Source organism: Lysinibacillus sp. K60, assembly GCF_019731275.1.
Classification (GTDB): domain Bacteria; phylum Bacillota; class Bacilli; order Bacillales_A; family Planococcaceae; genus Lysinibacillus; species Lysinibacillus capsici.
In genome coordinates this window covers 449923-465550 of sequence record NZ_JAASJR010000003.1, presented here as the reverse complement: position 1 = coordinate 465550, position 15628 = coordinate 449923, and the positions used below count along the sequence as shown (strand labels likewise).

Here is a 15628-nt window from a genome sequence, read left to right as displayed (position 1 = left end):
ACCTTGCCATAGGAATGGCACTCAATAAAGAACAAAAACCGCCCTTCAAATTGAAAAGGCGGTTTTTGAGCTATGTGCTACTGACCGATTTCGTGCTTCAGTTGCTTTAAAAAACTTTCCATAAATTGATGACGTTCAAGTGCCATTTGCTTGCCCTTTTCCGTCACCATTAAATCTTTTAGCAGTAATAATTTCTCATAAAAATGAGTAACAGACGCGGTATTTTTTTGACGATATTCGGACTCTGACATATTTGTGCGTACTTCTTCTTCCTTATCATAAAGCTTGCGACCTTTTGCTCCACCATAAGCAAATGTTCTGGCAATGCCAATAGCACCAATCGCATCTAAACGATCTGCATCTCGGACGATTTTTGCTTCCAATGATGTTGCTTCTAGCTCATTCCCACCATTAAATGACACTTGAGCGATGCAATCTCGAATATGTTGCTTTTTTCCCTCGCTAACAGGTAATTCCGCAATAAGCTGTTCTTCCTTTTCCTTGCTATCGGTATACTTTTTGTCACTGACATCATGTAAAAGTACAGCTATTTTCACAACTTCTTCATCTGCTGTTGGCTCGCTATGTAGGATAGCTAATGCATTTTGATAGACACGCTCAATATGTTGAAAATCATGACTAGCATCAAATTGCTCATATATTTCACGTACTTTATTCATTAAATGATTCATAGTCTACACTCATCCTTTCCTACAAATTATACTGTATTTTATTACATAAGAAGTAATCTAGAAAAATTAAAAATCATATCTATTTCAATTGACTAATTTTTCAGAATATTGTATGATAAACGTACAGAACAGCTATCTGTTCTGTACCTCATATTTTTCAGCAATGTACAACAGCTGTGTGTTTAACAGATTTAACATTAACTTCAGCGGGCTTACAATTGAATAACCTGTTTAAAAGATGACGTGCGTATTGAAAACCTATCATCTAAACAAATAAAAGTGAACACTTTCCCTTAGAAATTCTTTGTTTAACCCGCATAGCCAAATGTACATGCCGAAAATGTGAACAACAAGTTAGTTTGTTGCATGACCAAAAGGATTTCGCCAGTTGTAGCAGAAGTGCATTGTTTTTTCATTACTGGTTGTTACCTTCTTCTAGTCAATTCCTTGATTATGTATGAACGTAGCTCCTCCCTTTATTGAAAATCGTACACGATAATTGCTTGCAGCTTGTGAATACCACGTTCGATGAGTTGTGCAAATCAGTAAGAAATTCATTTAAGCCATCAATGTATGAAGTGAAAAAGGAAGTAGGAACGATTGTGATAAAATGTATTACCATCCCGCTGAAGGACAAATAAAAGCTGCCCATCTTACATTCAAGTAGATGATGGCAGCTTTTACTGTTTTGTTTTCTTATTTCATAGAACGCCTTTGATCACTTCATCAATTTCCCGCAATAGAGCCTCGTTTTGCATGGTTGTACTTAATTTTAAGTTAGATTGGTCTACATGTATCACTGCGACATGCATTCCCTCTTTAATACTTGCACTTGGAACTGGCATCATTTTCTCTGTATCGAACGTCATGATGAGGTCTGGGAATTTGGATTGTACCTGCCCTTCCTTCGATAATGTCATATATTCATTCCAGAACGTCAGATGGTAATCACCCACTGATAATTCCCCTACATCGAAGCCATTTTCCTTTGTTAATGAATAATTTGTGACGGCACCTGATACGATGTGCACGCCATTCAAATATTGCAACACATGGGCTAACTTTTCTTCAAAGGTTTGCCCATTTAAGAAGCGATAGCCAAGTTCTATGGCCATAGTGATCGCATTTGGTGCGCCATGTTTTTGTAAATAGTCAATCGTCACAGGATTTCGAGTGACCCCTACTAGTCCGCCTGCTAATATAGAAGCTTGGCGTGCTGTCTTTGCGGTGCTGTGTAAATTTCCTTCCACAAAGCCATGGACAGCGAAGTCATCTTTTCCTCCTGCATAAAATTGTACGGATTGATATTTTTCTTGTTCATGAAGATTTAAAGAACCCATGATTCCCGTTGGATGTGCTCGTCCATTACAGGGAGCATCCACAACAGGTACATTTAATAAAACTGACTGCAACCAGCCATTGATCGTCGTGATGGCACCATTTTCATTTGTAATGATGCCCTTTAGACGTTGATTGATATGGTTGTTCATACTACGATAGCTCCAACAAAGCTGTTCATTTGAAATATATTGATCGACCGCTGATGGCGCACCTACCATTGCCACACAGGCAACTAGATCTTCTTGATCTAATTCGGTAATATCCACCATTTGAGGTTCACCTGCTGCAAAGATTTCCTCAACTAGCTTGAGTCCTTCCTCTAGGAGACCACCGCCGCCTCCGCCAAGGATTGCTCCTCCATAAACGGCCGCAATCCCATCCTCATAGGACAATACTTTAGTCATTCTTTATTCCCCCTTTCTATTTCCCTATTTTGATAATAGAAGTGAAGAAGCTATATAAAGCATCTCCGGCAATAACACCTGCTGCAAATACTGTCATTTCAGATTCTCTCTTACCTTTCGTCACATATGTGAAAATTACACGTAGTAAGATACCAACTAGGACAGCCCAACCAGCAATTGGATTGACAAGTAATAGACCTGTTGCAAATAAGATACCCATTTGACGTTTTGAACCACCGATGAGCTGAATTAATGCACCTGGAATCGCCCATATCATTAATTGTTTTGCTACATCGCCTGTAACGCCCGATTGAATTGTTGCTGCATACACATGGTTAACAGGTGCTACTAAATCCTGTGCAAAATAAGATTTATAGGATAGTAGTACTACAACTGCCGAAATTGCAAAAGCTAGCATACCAGCAATCAATTGTTGCTTGCGACCTTCTTTTTCTAATGCAACATCACTACCATTACCACGTAAAATGAAACCAGTTTTTAAGTCATAGCCCATATCCGCAAACGCTACCCCTGTAGCAGCACTATACCCTGCTAGTAATGCAAGTGCTGGCGCTGGGAAACCAATTAAAATACCAACAATCAATGTAATAAATGCCACTGCAAATGCTGGGAACCAACCCGCATGCATCGCTGCGATACCCACAATTAGCTCATGGACAAATGCAGCAATCGTTGCAAAGATGATGAATCCTATTAACATACCGAAAGACATGTGTGAAATAATACCGCCTAAAATAGCGATTAATAGAGCAATGGCTAAATAAGCTATAAAACCAACACCAAATGCTTGGCGAATTTCTTTTGCATCTTTTGAATAGCTTAACTCTTCTGACTTTTTAGCCGACTTTTTATTCAATAAGGCAAAAGCTACTTGGAAAAGTGCTACAATCCCAGCACCAATCATAACGCCATGTGGAATATAGTAAGCATTTAAGTCAACATTAAATAATTGAACAGAATAGCCTCTTAATAAAAGCCCAACACCAAACATCGTCAGTGCCCAAATATTACCGATGAACGCTACCCCAAAAGCTGACATTGGAATTTTCAAAACAGATCCCACGATACCAATTAACACACCACCAATTAATACTTTTGCATTCTTACCACCTTTATCGCCCGCCTTAATGGCTTCAGCTGTTGCAATTCCCGGTGGCCAAGTACCTGCTGCTGGGAAAATCTTTGTATCGAAAAATTTATATAATAATAAAGCATCAACAAACATCGCTAAAATGACACCGATAAACAATGGTAATACTAAATTTTCATAGCCTAATACATATGGAATACCAATTGGCAACATTAAACTACTTGCTGCACTGAACGTTGCTGCCGAAATGGCTGTTTGGATAATATTTTGTCTGTGTACAGATTTAAAGGCAATTAGCTTGCCAATCGGTATTCTTCCAAGAATCATCGCAAATATTGCCCCAACGATTGATGTATTGGCAGAAATCCCTAAAGTCGTAATCAGCTGTATCCCAATAATTGCCCCCACAACAGATGTTAAGACGATCATTAGTAGAGTTACAGGCTCTAAAGCCCTTGGATGTAATACTTTATTATTCATAGTGTCAGCTCCCCTATTGTTGTTATAATTTTGAAATGTGTGATTGTATTTGCTGAGCTACTTTCACTAACTGTTCAAGCATATTTTTCTCCCTTTGATCATCTAAATCATATACTAACCCAGAAATTGTAAGAGATGCAGTGATTTCCTTTTTATAGTTAAATAACGGTACACTGATGCCAAATGCATGTTCATTATACTCCCCGACGGTAACACACCAGTTGTTTTGGCGAATTTGTTGCAGCTCTTCCTTTAATGACGCTAGGGAAGAAACCTGCTCTTCCTTCGATTGTTCCTCATGAAAGAAGGCCATTAACTCCAGCTGTCTGTCCTCCTCTAAATAAGCAAACATGACCTTACAGGAAGCACCGATGTAAAGGGGTGTCTTTGTTCCTAAAGACACCGCATACTTTACATTTTTATTACTTTCGGCTATTTTCGTTGTGACACCGTATTCATTGTCCATATAAGTAAGAAATACTGATTCATTGATTTCACTGGCAAGATTTTGCATCAATTCATAAATGGTCGAGTGAGGGTCTTTTGAATTCGATAACACATCATAAAAAAGGTACATTTTATAACCTAATTTATATTTTTTCGTGTGTTCATCCTGTATTAAATAACCCGCTTCTGTAAATGTATTAATGGTTCTTTGCACGACACTTGTCGGCAGTTTCATCATGCGTGAAATTTCACGAACACCTAATGCATTTTCTTTCGTTGCAAAGCATTCTAGTATATCCAATGAGTTTTTTAATGTCTTGACAGTCATCTATTTCTCCCTTTAAACGTTTTGATAACCGTATCGCTCTTTCGCTACATCTACAGAAATATATTCATTTAATAAATCACGTTTAATGGCCTCTGAGCTTCTTTCATGTGGAGGACCATACCCGCCGCCCGTTGCTGTCACAAGCTCAATACGGTCGCCTTTTTGCAATTCATAATTGGCAAGTACGCCCACTGGTCCAATTTTCGTTCCATCCTTTTTATGAATGATTAAATAGTTGTGAGAGCCTTCTCCACCACCATTTAAGCCGAATGGCGCGAATTGATGTCTACCTAAGTTCACAGAAACCTTTTGACCATCATGATTGACTGTATAAACGCGACGAACACCTAAGCCACCTCTAAATTGACCAGCACCAGCACCGTCACAATTTAAGCTATATTCATCAATTTGAATACCGTATTTTGTTTCTGCAATTTCAACTGGAAGATTATATGTTTCACCATCTCCCATACAGTATTGCCCGCTTTGCCCATCCTCATCATTCGCTGCTCCCCAGCCACCAACAGATGGCTCTACAATTAGGAATGACTCATCATTATCAGGATTTTTTCCAGTGAGAATAAACGTACAAACAGATTGTAAATGCCCTGCCGATAAGCGTTCTGGTAAATGCGGCGCAAGAGCTTTCCAAATGAGATCAGCTGCCCCAATACGTGCCTCAAAGTTCATAGACACAGGATGTGGACGTTTAGCGGAAACAATCGAATTGTCATCTGTGATAATCGTTAAGCGTTTAAAAACACCTTCGTTAATTACGTCAATATCGCCAAGTAATGCTAGGAACATAACGCGCACACTTGCCATTAAACCAAACTGAGAACAGTTCATTGGCACATTGACTGCAGGATGTGAGCCTCTGAAGTCACAAATAAACGCCTCATCACTAATTGTGACTTTCACTTTTATTGGATAAGGTCCACCCTTTAATGGGTCCCCTTCAATAAAGTCCTCCGCATAAAATTCACCTTTAGGTAGGTGTTGAAGCTCATACTCTACAATTTTCTCACCCTTGTCCAATAATTTTTGAATGGACAATTTCACCGATTCCGCACCAAACTTCTGACAAAGCTCTGCGATTCGTTTTTCACCTGTTTTTAAGGCGGCTACTTGTGCAAACATATCACCGATTGAAAGCTCTGGTAAACGAACATTCGTAGAAATAATTTCATAGACTGCATCGTTCAACTCACCTTGATGATAAAGTTTGACACCTGGTAGCTGTAAACCTTCCTGATAGATTTCATTAGAATTACTTGTAAACGAACCCGGGTCCATGCCCCCTACCTCTGTCCAGTGTGCTTTATTGGCAGAGTACGCAATAATTTCACCGTTGTAGAAAATAGGGAGAACTAAGCCCACATCCGATAAATGTGAGCCGCCTCCAACATAAGGGTCATTGATAATAATGACATCACCTTCGTGTAGTTTTTTCCCATTATCAAACTTTTCAATTACACGCTGTACCATTGGACTTAACATCCCAATAAAACTCGTTACACCGTTTCCTTGACTAATTAAATTACCCTTGGCATCTGTTAAACCACAAGCATAGTCTAATACCTCATAGATAACTGGGCTCATAGAAGAGCGTGCTAGGGCAACAAACATCTCATCGCCTATAGCAAGCAATGAATCTTGAATAATTTCTACTGCAAAAACATCTTTTTTCATGTTTTATTTCCCCTCCATCTCTACAATCAAGTTGCCGTATTGATCAATTCCAATCGATTGCTTGTTATTGATTACGACCGTAGATGTTGGATTTTCCACAATTGCAGGACCTGTAATGACATAGCCAGGTACTAATTTTTGTTGGTCAAAGACATTGACCTCTACCCATCCTGTTCCCTTCACATATAAATTGCGTTGTGCCTTTATACATGTGGAATTGTCGATATGAGAGAAGTCTAGCTCTTTAAATTGAACCGCCTCATCTTTCCCGTAGATTGTAAGATGTAAGTTGACTAACTCAATTGGTGTAGCTGGTAAATCAAAAGAAAACTCTTGTTTATGTTTGATATGGAAGGCTTCAGCTAATGCAAGTAGCCCCTCTTCATCAAGCGTAATAGTTGATGCATTTAATTTAACGGCATGCTCTTGACCTTTGTAGCGTAAATCATAATTAATTTCAAAATAATAATGATCCTTTGATAATGGTGCATCTGCATAGGCAGTGGCAATCACTTGATCAATATTTTCTTGGATAGCCGCAAGATGGTCTTTGTCAAAGTTCATTAAACTTGTTTGAATGTAATCTTGTCGATATTCGGTCATCATCATTCCTAATGCTGAGAAGACGGATGAGCCATAAGGAATAATGACTTTTTTCATACCAAGTTCTTCTGCTAAATTAATCGCATGTAGAGGACCACCACCGCCAAATGCTACCATTGTAAAGTCTTCAGGGTCATAGCCTTTACGAATAGAGATCAGCTTCAGTGCATTTAACATATTGGAGTTTGCAATATCTAAAATACCTTGTGCTGCTTCTTCTGCTGACACATTAAATGGTTTCGCAATTGCTTCAACAAGAGCCTCCTCCACTTTGTCAATGGATACTGGGTTATCAAAGTTTTCTAAGGATAATCTTCCTAAATAAACATTGGCATCTGTAATTGTTGGCTGTGTATTCCCTAAGCCATATGCTACAGGCCCTGGATTTGCCCCAGCAGAATCTGGTCCAACCTTTAATGAGCCAAACTGATCTACACGTGCGATGGAGCCACCACCATTTCCGATTTCCACAATATCTACTACTGGTGTTTTAATTGGATAGCCCGCAAATTTTTCATTTCTTTCAATATAGTAATCTGTTGTGACATTGACTTTGCCATCTGTAATAAGCGAACATTTTGCTGTCGTCCCACCAACATCAAAAGCGATAATATTGGATTCTTTGAGAAGTTGACCTAATTTTGCAGCTCCAAACATACCTGCTACAGGACCAGATTCTACAAGATTAATCGGCAGCTCCATTGCTTTATCAAAGCTTGTAGTCCCGCCATTCGATTGCATAATTTTTAAATGGTCTGTAATGCCAATTGTGCTTAATTTCTCTTTTAGGCTTTTTAAGTAGGCATGTGCAATTGGCTTCACATAAGAATTGAGGACTGTTGTGTTTGTTCTTTCATACTCACGGTATTCTTTAATCGTTTCACTTGAAAGTGTGATATATACTTCCGGCCAAATTTTTAAAATGGCTTCTTTTAACTGTTGTTCATGAATTGGATTTTTATAGCCGTGTATGAGGGAAATGGCAATTGCCTCAACACCCAATTCCTTAAATTGATGAACGATCTCGTCAACTTCCTCGGTATTAAGCGCTTTCATAATATTTCCTTTAAAGTCGATTCGCTCATCAATTTCTTGACGTAAATAACGCTCTACAAATGGTTCTGGCTTTTTATATTTAAAGTTATATAAGTCTGGTCGATTTCCACGAGCAATTTCTATAACATCACGGAAACCCTTTGTTGTAATTAACCCAACTACGCCCCCCTTTCTTTCCGTTAATGTATTGATGATAACCGTCGATCCATGAATAAATGATTCAATTAAAGAATCTTCCGTTACATGTCGCCCTAATACATTTAATATGCCATCCTCAAAGTGACCAGGTGTCGTATGTCCCTTATCAAAATGAAGATTTCCTTTTTCATCTGTAAAAACTAGGTCAGTAAAAGTACCGCCAATATCTGTTGCGATTTTCAAGACTTCATCCCTCCGTGTTCCTATTATCGGTACAGTGTTCCGAATTAGAATTAAATAAATTATATTTAAAATAAAAAGAAAATTCAATGTATTTTTTAAATAAAAATTCATTTGACAATTATCCTTCGTTGTAAAAATCCGCTCTATCTTTCCAATATCAGATAAATATTGATAAAAAATACCAAACACATTTATATAAGGAAAGTTCTCATGATTTTTTTGCAACACAAAAAAGATCCTAGTTTTCACTAGAATCTTAAAAAAATTAATATTTTCGAATTTTTACTCAAGGGGTAGATAAAGTAATCATCCTAAATTTTACTTTTATACCATATTTGCGTTGTAGACAGTTGATGATTTTGCGAACGATGTTTACCAAAATTATCAAAAAAAGCTGCCCATTTAGTTAGGCAGCTTTAATATCGTTTAGAACAATCCTACCGCATGTCCTTCATTATCGACATTCATGCGTAGAGCAGCTGGTGCTTTTGGAAGTCCTGGCATTGTCATAATATCGCCAGTTAGACAAACTAAGAAGCCTGCACCAAGCTTTGGAATAACTTCGCGAATTGTGATGGTAAAGCCTTCTGGACGACCAAGTAAACTTGGTTGGTCTGATAAAGAATACTGGGTTTTCGCCATACAAATTGGAAGAGAGTCCCAGCCGAATTTTTCGATTTGGGCAATTTGTTTTTTGGCTTGGTCTGTAAATTGTACATCTTTCCCGCCATATACCTTTTGCACAATCGTACGCACCTTTTCTTCAATCGACTCTGTTACATCATATAAAGGAGAGAAGTTGTTTTCTTCCTCTAGCACAGCTAGTACTTGCTCAGCTAAGGCTAGACCACCTTTACCGCCCTCTTCCCAGACATTTGTACGGGCAATGCGGACATGATTTTCTTGACACCAGTGCAGAACAGCTTCTAGCTCAGCCTCTGTGTCCGTGATAAAACGATTCAAGGCAATAATTGGTTCAACGCCAAATGTACGAACTGTATCTACATGTTTAGCTAAGTTCTCAATCCCTTGTAGAAGTGCTTCCACATTTTCACCGACAAGTGATGTTTTTGGAACACCACCATGCATTTTTAGGGCACGAATTGTCGCTACAATGACAACTGCGCTTGGTTTAAAGCCTCCCTTACGAGCTTTAATGTTCATGAATTTTTCAGCACCTAAATCAGAGCCGAAGCCCGCTTCTGTCACCACAATATCAGCTAGCTTACGAGCGGTTTGAGTCGCCATAATGGAATTACAGCCGTGGGCAATATTCGCAAATGGACCACCATGAATAATAGCAGGTGTTCCCTCTAATGTTTGAACTAAGTTTGGCTTGAAGGCATCTTTTAATAAAAGTGTTAAGGCACCCTCTACCTGTAAATCACGCACAAAGACAGGCTCACGCTCGAAAGTATAGCCAATCACGATACTAGCGATGCGCTCACGTAAATCCTCAATGCTTGTTGCTAAACAGAATACCGCCATAATTTCAGAGGCAACCGTAATATCAAAGCCATCCTCACGCGGCATGCCTTGAACAGGACCACCTAATCCCACCACTACCTTACGAAGGGCACGATCATTTAAGTCCATGACACGCTTCCAAATAATGCGTCGTGGATCAATGTTGAGTGTATTTCCTTGGTGGATATGATTATCAATAAATGCGGATAAAGCATTGTTAGCTGTTGTAATCGCATGAAGGTCGCCAGTGAAATGTAAATTAATATCCTCCATTGGTATAACTTGTGCGTAACCTCCGCCAGTTGCGCCACCTTTTACGCCCATGACTGGACCTAATGATGGTTCACGTAATGCGACCATCACCTTCTTATCTAATTGATGAAGGGCATCTGCCAGTCCAACAGTCACAGTCGACTTTCCTTCACCAGCAGGGGTTGGACTAATAGCTGATACTAATACTACCTTTGCATCCTCGCCCTGAGCAGTAATTTTTAATGGGTCAATCTTTGCTTTGTAGCGTCCATACTGCTCAAGAGCATCCTCTGGAATACCCGCAGCATTGGCAATTTCCGTAATAGGTTTGATCACTGCTTGACTAGCGATTTCTAAATCTGATAATGGTTGATTTTTCGTTGTCATTTGGCATCCTACTTTCTATGTTGTTCATTTCCATTATAGTCTTAATTGTGAAAAAAAAGAAAGCCAGATATACAAGCATTTCGTCAATCAATTGACATCTTTGCTCAATTCCTGTATGTTCTAAGAGAAAATGCAATTTTTTCACATTTTCACAATGAGAGCACCATTTATTTAACTTTATTTTACATTCAAGCGCATTGGAGGCGAATGCTTATGCAACAGGGGATCGTAAAGTGGTTCAATAATGAAAAAGGTTATGGCTTTATTGAATGTGATGATGGCGAAGATGTATTTGTTCATTTTACGGGCATCCAGGAGGAAGGCTTCCGTACACTTGAAGAAGGTCAAAAGGTTTCATTTGATGTTGTGGAAGGCAATCGTGGACCCCAAGCATCAAATGTTGTAAAACTATAAGCATAATGGGGCTATCCGTGTAGTTCCAGATTAGCAGCGGATTAGGAAATGCATCGTTTTCTTCATCCGCTTTTTGTGTTGTTTTAAGCTGAATGCCCCCTCCATGCTATAATAGAAGTAAGAATACGTAAGGAGGGATTTCGATGCAAAAACCAATGACTGAAGTTATTTTGAAGCATAAAGAACGACAAAGTGTAGCAGAATTTGCAACAACACTGGAAACGATTGCAAAAAAGCTTAAAGAAAATGGTGAATTCACTTTTGTTCAAGGCACAGAGCCAACAGTTGTCAGCCCAAGTGAACAGCTCAAAATCGACTACTCCTATACAAAAAAGGGCGACAAGCATTCATTTGAAATTGAATTTGATTGGTATACAGGTACAGAAACATCGAAAAAAATGACAATTGAATAAATAATAGGCAACGAAAATCCACTTCTCTGTTGAAGTGGATTTTTCCATTGTTGAATAAAGATCATGTCACTAGAAAAAGACCTTTTAGAAAAGTGATGGGTGACAGCACCTCTCGATAAAATGAGTAGTGAACACCTTTGCTAAAAAGTGAGTGGATTGTAGCGATAGCGGAGGAAGCGGCTCGCCCACAGGAAAGCAAGTAGCCTGCATTAGAAATTCTATGGATATTTTTGTTTTCAACACTATGTAAAGTGGCTGGGTCAAAAGTGTTTCAGCCAACAAAAATACCGAACTATCCACTGAAATGCTCACGAAGTGTTTTGGAATAGTTCGGTTTTCCTAGTTATCATGTTTTGTTAATTTAGAGATTATTTAGCTTATGTTCCAGCCTTTTTCTCATTATCGATTTATCCAATAAAAAGCACCAGGACAAACTAATGTTTCCTTTGTTCGTTTAGGATCCTTTAATGTCACACCAAATGGTCCCTCTTTGACATGACCAAGTGTCATTGCCATCGCACTCTCTTCCTCATAGAAATCTAAACGCATATTCGGTAGCTGTAGTGACATATACTGCTCATACTGCGTAGGCACTGGTAGCTGTAACACCTCTTGCCACAGTTTTACTGTTGCCTGCATGTCCTTGACGTAGAATTGGACGGATTCCATCGTGATAGCCTGTTTTACATCAATGGCACCACTTGCCTTTAATTGAACCAAACGCTCTTCATTTTCCTCCGCCCATTCAATTAAAAATGGAAAATCAATTGGCAGATCTGGCTTACCAAAATGCAGTAGCTTCCATTCTACCACCGTGCCATCTGGTCTTGTTCTGCTACATGCATCTGGTCCATATACTTCATAGCCCAATGCTCGCAAGCGTCGACCCTCTTCGTCAATATTTTTTGTGCGCAGAGCAATTCGAGAAAATCCCTGGCGCTCTTGATCACGTTTAAACGTATAATGTAGGGAATATGGGTATTGTGCCGCTTGCTCAAATAAATCACGATCATAGATAGCAATTTGTTCAATGTAGCTTAAGCCAAAGTAGCTTAACGTATTATAAGTCCCCCACATCGTGTGCTGCCCACCATTCACTGTATGGACATTTCGTTTATTGAAGAAAACCTTTATATTTTCTGGTGACTCCACTTGATGAACCAGATGATCAAAATATAAAGTCATGGCCATTCCCCTTTCTTTCCCCATTACCTTTACCTGTATGTTTGATTAGTTTAAAATTTACTCAAGAAAAGGAGTTACTAGTAGGATATGAAAAAAAGTTTCGTTTACCTACAAACTCCGTTCACTAATTTCATAAAGAGGTGATTTGAATGACAGATTTAGTAGCTGCTTTTAAATTGGCATTAGGTAATTATCCTACAGGCGTAACAGTTGTCACGACATGTCATGACACAAAACCGATTGGCTTAACCGTCAATTCCTTTGCATCTGTTTCAATCGACCCGCTCCTTATTTTGTGGTCACTCGATAAAAAATCTCAGCTCCATCCCTATTTCACGACTGCGCCAAATTTTGCGGTCAATATTTTAGCGAGTGATCAAGAGCATTTATGTACACTATTTGCTAGTAAAATCCCTGATCGCTTTGCACAAGCATCATGGTCAACTTCCTCTTTAGGACTACCGATTTTACATGATACCGCAGCTAATTTACAATGTAAAACATTTCAGCAAATCGATGCTGGCGACCATACCATTTTTATTGGGCAGGTCGTAGACATTACAAATGCTCAAAAAGAGCCTTTGCTGTATCATCGCCGCCATATCGGTCCCATACCAAAAAGCTTTTATAGCTAGCCTTTACACAAAAAAAGGCCACTTGTAAGCACAGGAAATCCTTCATGCTTATAGGTGGCCGTTTGACATAAGTTCTACTGAAATCATTGTTATTTTTTCTGCGGAAATCTCTGCTTTTCAAGCCTATTAATTTGCACAATCACACCATCTTGAATCGTAATATGCACTTCACCAAATTCAAGATTTTGAATCGCCTTCGCAATTGCCTCTAGTTTCTTATCATCTACTTTTACTGACTGAGCCATACGATACACCCCTTCTTTTTTATCCTTATTGTTCATAAAGAGGCCAACGCATCAAACTGATTGATAGCCCCTCCTATCTCTCAGACACCATCTGTTGGATTTGGCACCTGTTGTTCGGTTGCCGAGGCTTCATTGGGCCAAGTCCCTCCACCTCTCTTGATAAGAGTACTGCGTTTCTTGAAAATAATTCTATAATTCTGCTATAGGAATGTCAATACAAAATATTAGAAAACCTAGTTGAATACTATGCAATATGTCGTTTAGATTAAAAGACTCCCTATACCTAAAGTATTTTATGCCTAGTCAGTGAGAAATAGATGGCAATCCATTAATTTATTACAAGCTCCATTTCCTCATCATGAATTCAAGTGGGCCTCGATGATGTTTAGTCCTCCACCATACAGAAACCACGACACATCCTAAAAAATAACAGCAGGCATACAGCATGGAAAAAGCAAGTGTTTGGTTCTCCAGCTTTTGGCAAATAATTAGTATTCCAATGCCTATAACAACATGGCCAACATAATGCGTTAAAGACATTTGTCCAGTTAATATGAAAGATTGTATAACTTTATTTTTACATGTCTCTACAAGATAGATGGAGCCAACAATGATAACAATAGCCGAAGCCGAATTAGAGAGGACATACATCATATTCGGTGGAATCGGTCCTGTATCAAATAAATACAATGCACTCTCTACATCTAATAAATGAATGGTTGTCATCTTAATGAATAACGTTGAACAAGTCTCAGTCACGATGACTAGCAATAAGCCTATCACCAGTAAGTTTTTTCTTAATGTATGATTTGTTAAATCTAATGTGCCCATTACCATCCCTATCAGAAAGAAGCAAATCCAGGGGAATAGTGGATGATAGCCATTAAACATCAAATTTCTTATAAATCCAGCTGGTGTCCAAAAATCAAGATACTCTAGTAGCACATATGTTGGATGCCAACCAGCAAGGTAACTAAATTGAATTTGAAGCCATTGTGAAAGGATAAGGATGGCACCAATTATGAAGATCATCATTTTCTTGGATTGGGCAATCAAACAAGCAGCAACAAACATATACACGCCATAATAATGTAAGATATCTCCTGTCCAGCCGATTGCATATAATATAATCCCTATCGTAAATAACAAAAGCGCCCTCTTCCACAAAGTAAGTCGATTTTGACGAAGAAGGATTGGGTCCTTACTCTCTCTAGCCTGACGAGTCATGAAGGCTGTCCCTATTCCTGCTAGCATGACAAATACGGCCGAAGCACGTCCCTCGAAAAGATGTTGGAAGGCCATTAACCATGTTGAACCATTCGTTGTAGAACCTGTTATGACGCCAAAATTGACAATGAACATGCCAAGCATGGCGAGAGCTCTTGCAAAATCAAGACCTTCAATGCGCCGATCATCATTTCTTTTTGTCATCTTTGCCCCCTTGGATAACGCTATTCACTGCCTCCTTCCAAATAGCCCTATAGTTCAATTGGTTGCCTGTTAACATGAAATTACCGATATTATCATAGACGAGGGCTAGCATCTGTGCCTTCGCTTCTATATGGGGAGTATCCTCTAGCACGCCTAGCTGTACGCCATATCGTAGGATAGCAACAAAGCTCGTTAAAAAGCTTGTTTCTAGCTCTACTAATTGTCTTTTATAGTTTTCATCGCGGGCCGCTAATAGTACATATTGATTAAATATTTTATTAAAATAAGGGTCCTTGTCCTGTGCCTCAATAGATTTATAGCCTAGCTTAAGTAATTCCTCCTTAAAATTAGCAGAAGAAAGCTCTTTATACTCCACAGCGACATCATGTTGAATTTCTTTATACAATTCATCAAATATGAAAGCGATTAATTGATCTTTTGATTGAAAATAATAGTAAATGGCTGGTTTTGAAATACCGACCTCTGTAGCAATCATTGCTAAGCTTGTTTTTTCAAATCCATTTTCCGCAAACATCCCATAAGCAATTTCTATAATCTTTTGAAAAGTTTGTTCTTTATTTCCCATTATTACCCTCCTTTTTTACCGACCGTTAAGTAAATATTATAGGATGCTAACCTTTTAGACAAGAAAAAACTGCGTAGA

Annotated in this window: 14 protein-coding genes and 1 riboswitch; of the genes, 3 read left to right on the top strand and 11 right to left on the bottom strand. The window is 38.8% G+C overall.

Annotated features, from left to right (window positions below):
- Positions 1–77: 77 nt before the first annotated feature.
- The 7 genes from HCH28_RS09610 to HCH28_RS09580 all read right to left on the bottom strand — a co-directional run bounded on the left by HCH28_RS09610 (position 78) and on the right by HCH28_RS09580 (position 10641).
- Positions 78–692, bottom strand: a complete 615-nt coding sequence (locus HCH28_RS09610) for an HD domain-containing protein (protein ID WP_221680747.1) — start codon at positions 690–692, stop codon at positions 78–80.
- A 701-nt stretch (positions 693–1393) separates the two neighbouring features.
- Positions 1394–2437, bottom strand: a complete 1044-nt coding sequence (locus tag HCH28_RS09605; RefSeq protein ID WP_221680746.1) for an S-methyl thiohydantoin desulfurase domain-containing protein — start codon at positions 2435–2437, stop codon at positions 1394–1396.
- Between the two features lie 16 nt (positions 2438–2453).
- Positions 2454–4028 carry an OPT/YSL family transporter gene (locus tag HCH28_RS09600; protein WP_221680745.1) on the bottom strand — a complete coding sequence of 525 codons (1575 nt, stop codon included), beginning with the start codon at positions 4026–4028 and terminating at the stop codon, positions 2454–2456.
- 22 nt (positions 4029–4050) lie between these two features.
- Positions 4051–4803 (bottom strand): IclR family transcriptional regulator, encoded by a 753-nt coding sequence (locus HCH28_RS09595; protein ID WP_221680744.1) that lies wholly within the window; start codon positions 4801–4803, stop codon positions 4051–4053.
- Positions 4804–4815: 12 nt separating this feature from the next.
- Positions 4816–6495: a hydantoinase B/oxoprolinase family protein gene (locus HCH28_RS09590; RefSeq protein ID WP_221680743.1), complete on the bottom strand. Its 1680-nt coding sequence runs from the start codon at positions 6493–6495 to the stop codon at positions 4816–4818.
- A 3-nt stretch (positions 6496–6498) separates the two neighbouring features.
- Positions 6499–8535 (bottom strand): hydantoinase/oxoprolinase family protein, encoded by a 2037-nt coding sequence (locus HCH28_RS09585; RefSeq protein WP_221680742.1) that lies wholly within the window; start codon positions 8533–8535, stop codon positions 6499–6501.
- 426 nt (positions 8536–8961) lie between these two features.
- Positions 8962–10641, bottom strand: a complete 1680-nt coding sequence (locus HCH28_RS09580) for a formate--tetrahydrofolate ligase (RefSeq protein WP_221680741.1) — start codon at positions 10639–10641, stop codon at positions 8962–8964.
- A 213-nt stretch (positions 10642–10854) separates the two neighbouring features.
- On the opposite strand from HCH28_RS09580, the gene HCH28_RS09575 reads away from it, so the two are divergent.
- Together HCH28_RS09575 and HCH28_RS09570 are read left to right on the top strand one after the other, a co-directional pair.
- Positions 10855–11055: a cold-shock protein gene (locus HCH28_RS09575; RefSeq protein WP_004269397.1), complete on the top strand. Its 201-nt coding sequence runs from the start codon at positions 10855–10857 to the stop codon at positions 11053–11055.
- Between the two features lie 143 nt (positions 11056–11198).
- Positions 11199–11468 carry an amphi-Trp domain-containing protein gene (locus HCH28_RS09570; RefSeq protein WP_221680740.1) on the top strand — a complete coding sequence of 90 codons (270 nt, stop codon included), beginning with the start codon at positions 11199–11201 and terminating at the stop codon, positions 11466–11468.
- Positions 11469–11867: 399 nt separating this feature from the next.
- On the opposite strand, the gene HCH28_RS09565 is transcribed toward HCH28_RS09570, so the two are convergent.
- A complete protein-coding gene (locus HCH28_RS09565; RefSeq protein WP_221680739.1) occupies positions 11868–12653 on the bottom strand; it encodes a VOC family protein in 786 nt (261 codons plus the stop codon).
- A 149-nt stretch (positions 12654–12802) separates the two neighbouring features.
- Here HCH28_RS09565 and HCH28_RS09560 point away from each other — a divergent pair, with 149 nt between their 5' ends.
- Positions 12803–13288, top strand: a complete 486-nt coding sequence (locus HCH28_RS09560) for a flavin reductase family protein (protein ID WP_221680738.1) — start codon at positions 12803–12805, stop codon at positions 13286–13288.
- An 89-nt stretch (positions 13289–13377) separates the two neighbouring features.
- On the opposite strand, the gene HCH28_RS09555 is transcribed toward HCH28_RS09560, so the two are convergent.
- The 3 genes from HCH28_RS09555 to HCH28_RS09545 form a co-directional block, all read right to left on the bottom strand.
- Positions 13378–13533 (bottom strand): YezD family protein, encoded by a 156-nt coding sequence (locus HCH28_RS09555; protein WP_004269393.1) that lies wholly within the window; start codon positions 13531–13533, stop codon positions 13378–13380.
- Between the two features lie 70 nt (positions 13534–13603).
- Positions 13604–13699: riboswitch (SAM riboswitch) on the bottom strand.
- Between the two features lie 170 nt (positions 13700–13869).
- Positions 13870–14964, bottom strand: a complete 1095-nt coding sequence (locus HCH28_RS09550; protein WP_221680737.1) for a DUF418 domain-containing protein — start codon at positions 14962–14964, stop codon at positions 13870–13872.
- Positions 14948–15550 carry a TetR/AcrR family transcriptional regulator gene (locus HCH28_RS09545; protein ID WP_131519769.1) on the bottom strand — a complete coding sequence of 201 codons (603 nt, stop codon included), beginning with the start codon at positions 15548–15550 and terminating at the stop codon, positions 14948–14950. Before HCH28_RS09545 ends, HCH28_RS09550 begins: the two co-directional genes overlap by 17 nt.
- Between the last annotated feature and the right edge of the window lie 78 nt (positions 15551–15628).

Coding starts and splice junctions, on each gene's coding strand:
- HCH28_RS09610 (WP_221680747.1), bottom strand. CDS start 692: ATGAATCATTTAATGAATAAAGTACGTGAAATATATGAGCAATTTGAT.
- HCH28_RS09605 (WP_221680746.1), bottom strand. CDS start 2,437: ATGACTAAAGTATTGTCCTATGAGGATGGGATTGCGGCCGTTTATGGA.
- HCH28_RS09600 (WP_221680745.1), bottom strand. CDS start 4,028: ATGAATAATAAAGTATTACATCCAAGGGCTTTAGAGCCTGTAACTCTA.
- HCH28_RS09595 (WP_221680744.1), bottom strand. CDS start 4,803: ATGACTGTCAAGACATTAAAAAACTCATTGGATATACTAGAATGCTTT.
- HCH28_RS09590 (WP_221680743.1), bottom strand. CDS start 6,495: ATGAAAAAAGATGTTTTTGCAGTAGAAATTATTCAAGATTCATTGCTT.
- HCH28_RS09580 (WP_221680741.1), bottom strand. CDS start 10,641: ATGACAACGAAAAATCAACCATTATCAGATTTAGAAATCGCTAGTCAA.
- HCH28_RS09575 (WP_004269397.1), top strand. CDS start 10,855: ATGCAACAGGGGATCGTAAAGTGGTTCAATAATGAAAAAGGTTATGGC.
- HCH28_RS09570 (WP_221680740.1), top strand. CDS start 11,199: ATGCAAAAACCAATGACTGAAGTTATTTTGAAGCATAAAGAACGACAA.
- HCH28_RS09565 (WP_221680739.1), bottom strand. CDS start 12,653: ATGACTTTATATTTTGATCATCTGGTTCATCAAGTGGAGTCACCAGAA.
- HCH28_RS09560 (WP_221680738.1), top strand. CDS start 12,803: ATGACAGATTTAGTAGCTGCTTTTAAATTGGCATTAGGTAATTATCCT.
- HCH28_RS09555 (WP_004269393.1), bottom strand. CDS start 13,533: ATGGCTCAGTCAGTAAAAGTAGATGATAAGAAACTAGAGGCAATTGCG.
- HCH28_RS09550 (WP_221680737.1), bottom strand. CDS start 14,964: ATGACAAAAAGAAATGATGATCGGCGCATTGAAGGTCTTGATTTTGCA.
- HCH28_RS09545 (WP_131519769.1), bottom strand. CDS start 15,550: ATGGGAAATAAAGAACAAACTTTTCAAAAGATTATAGAAATTGCTTAT.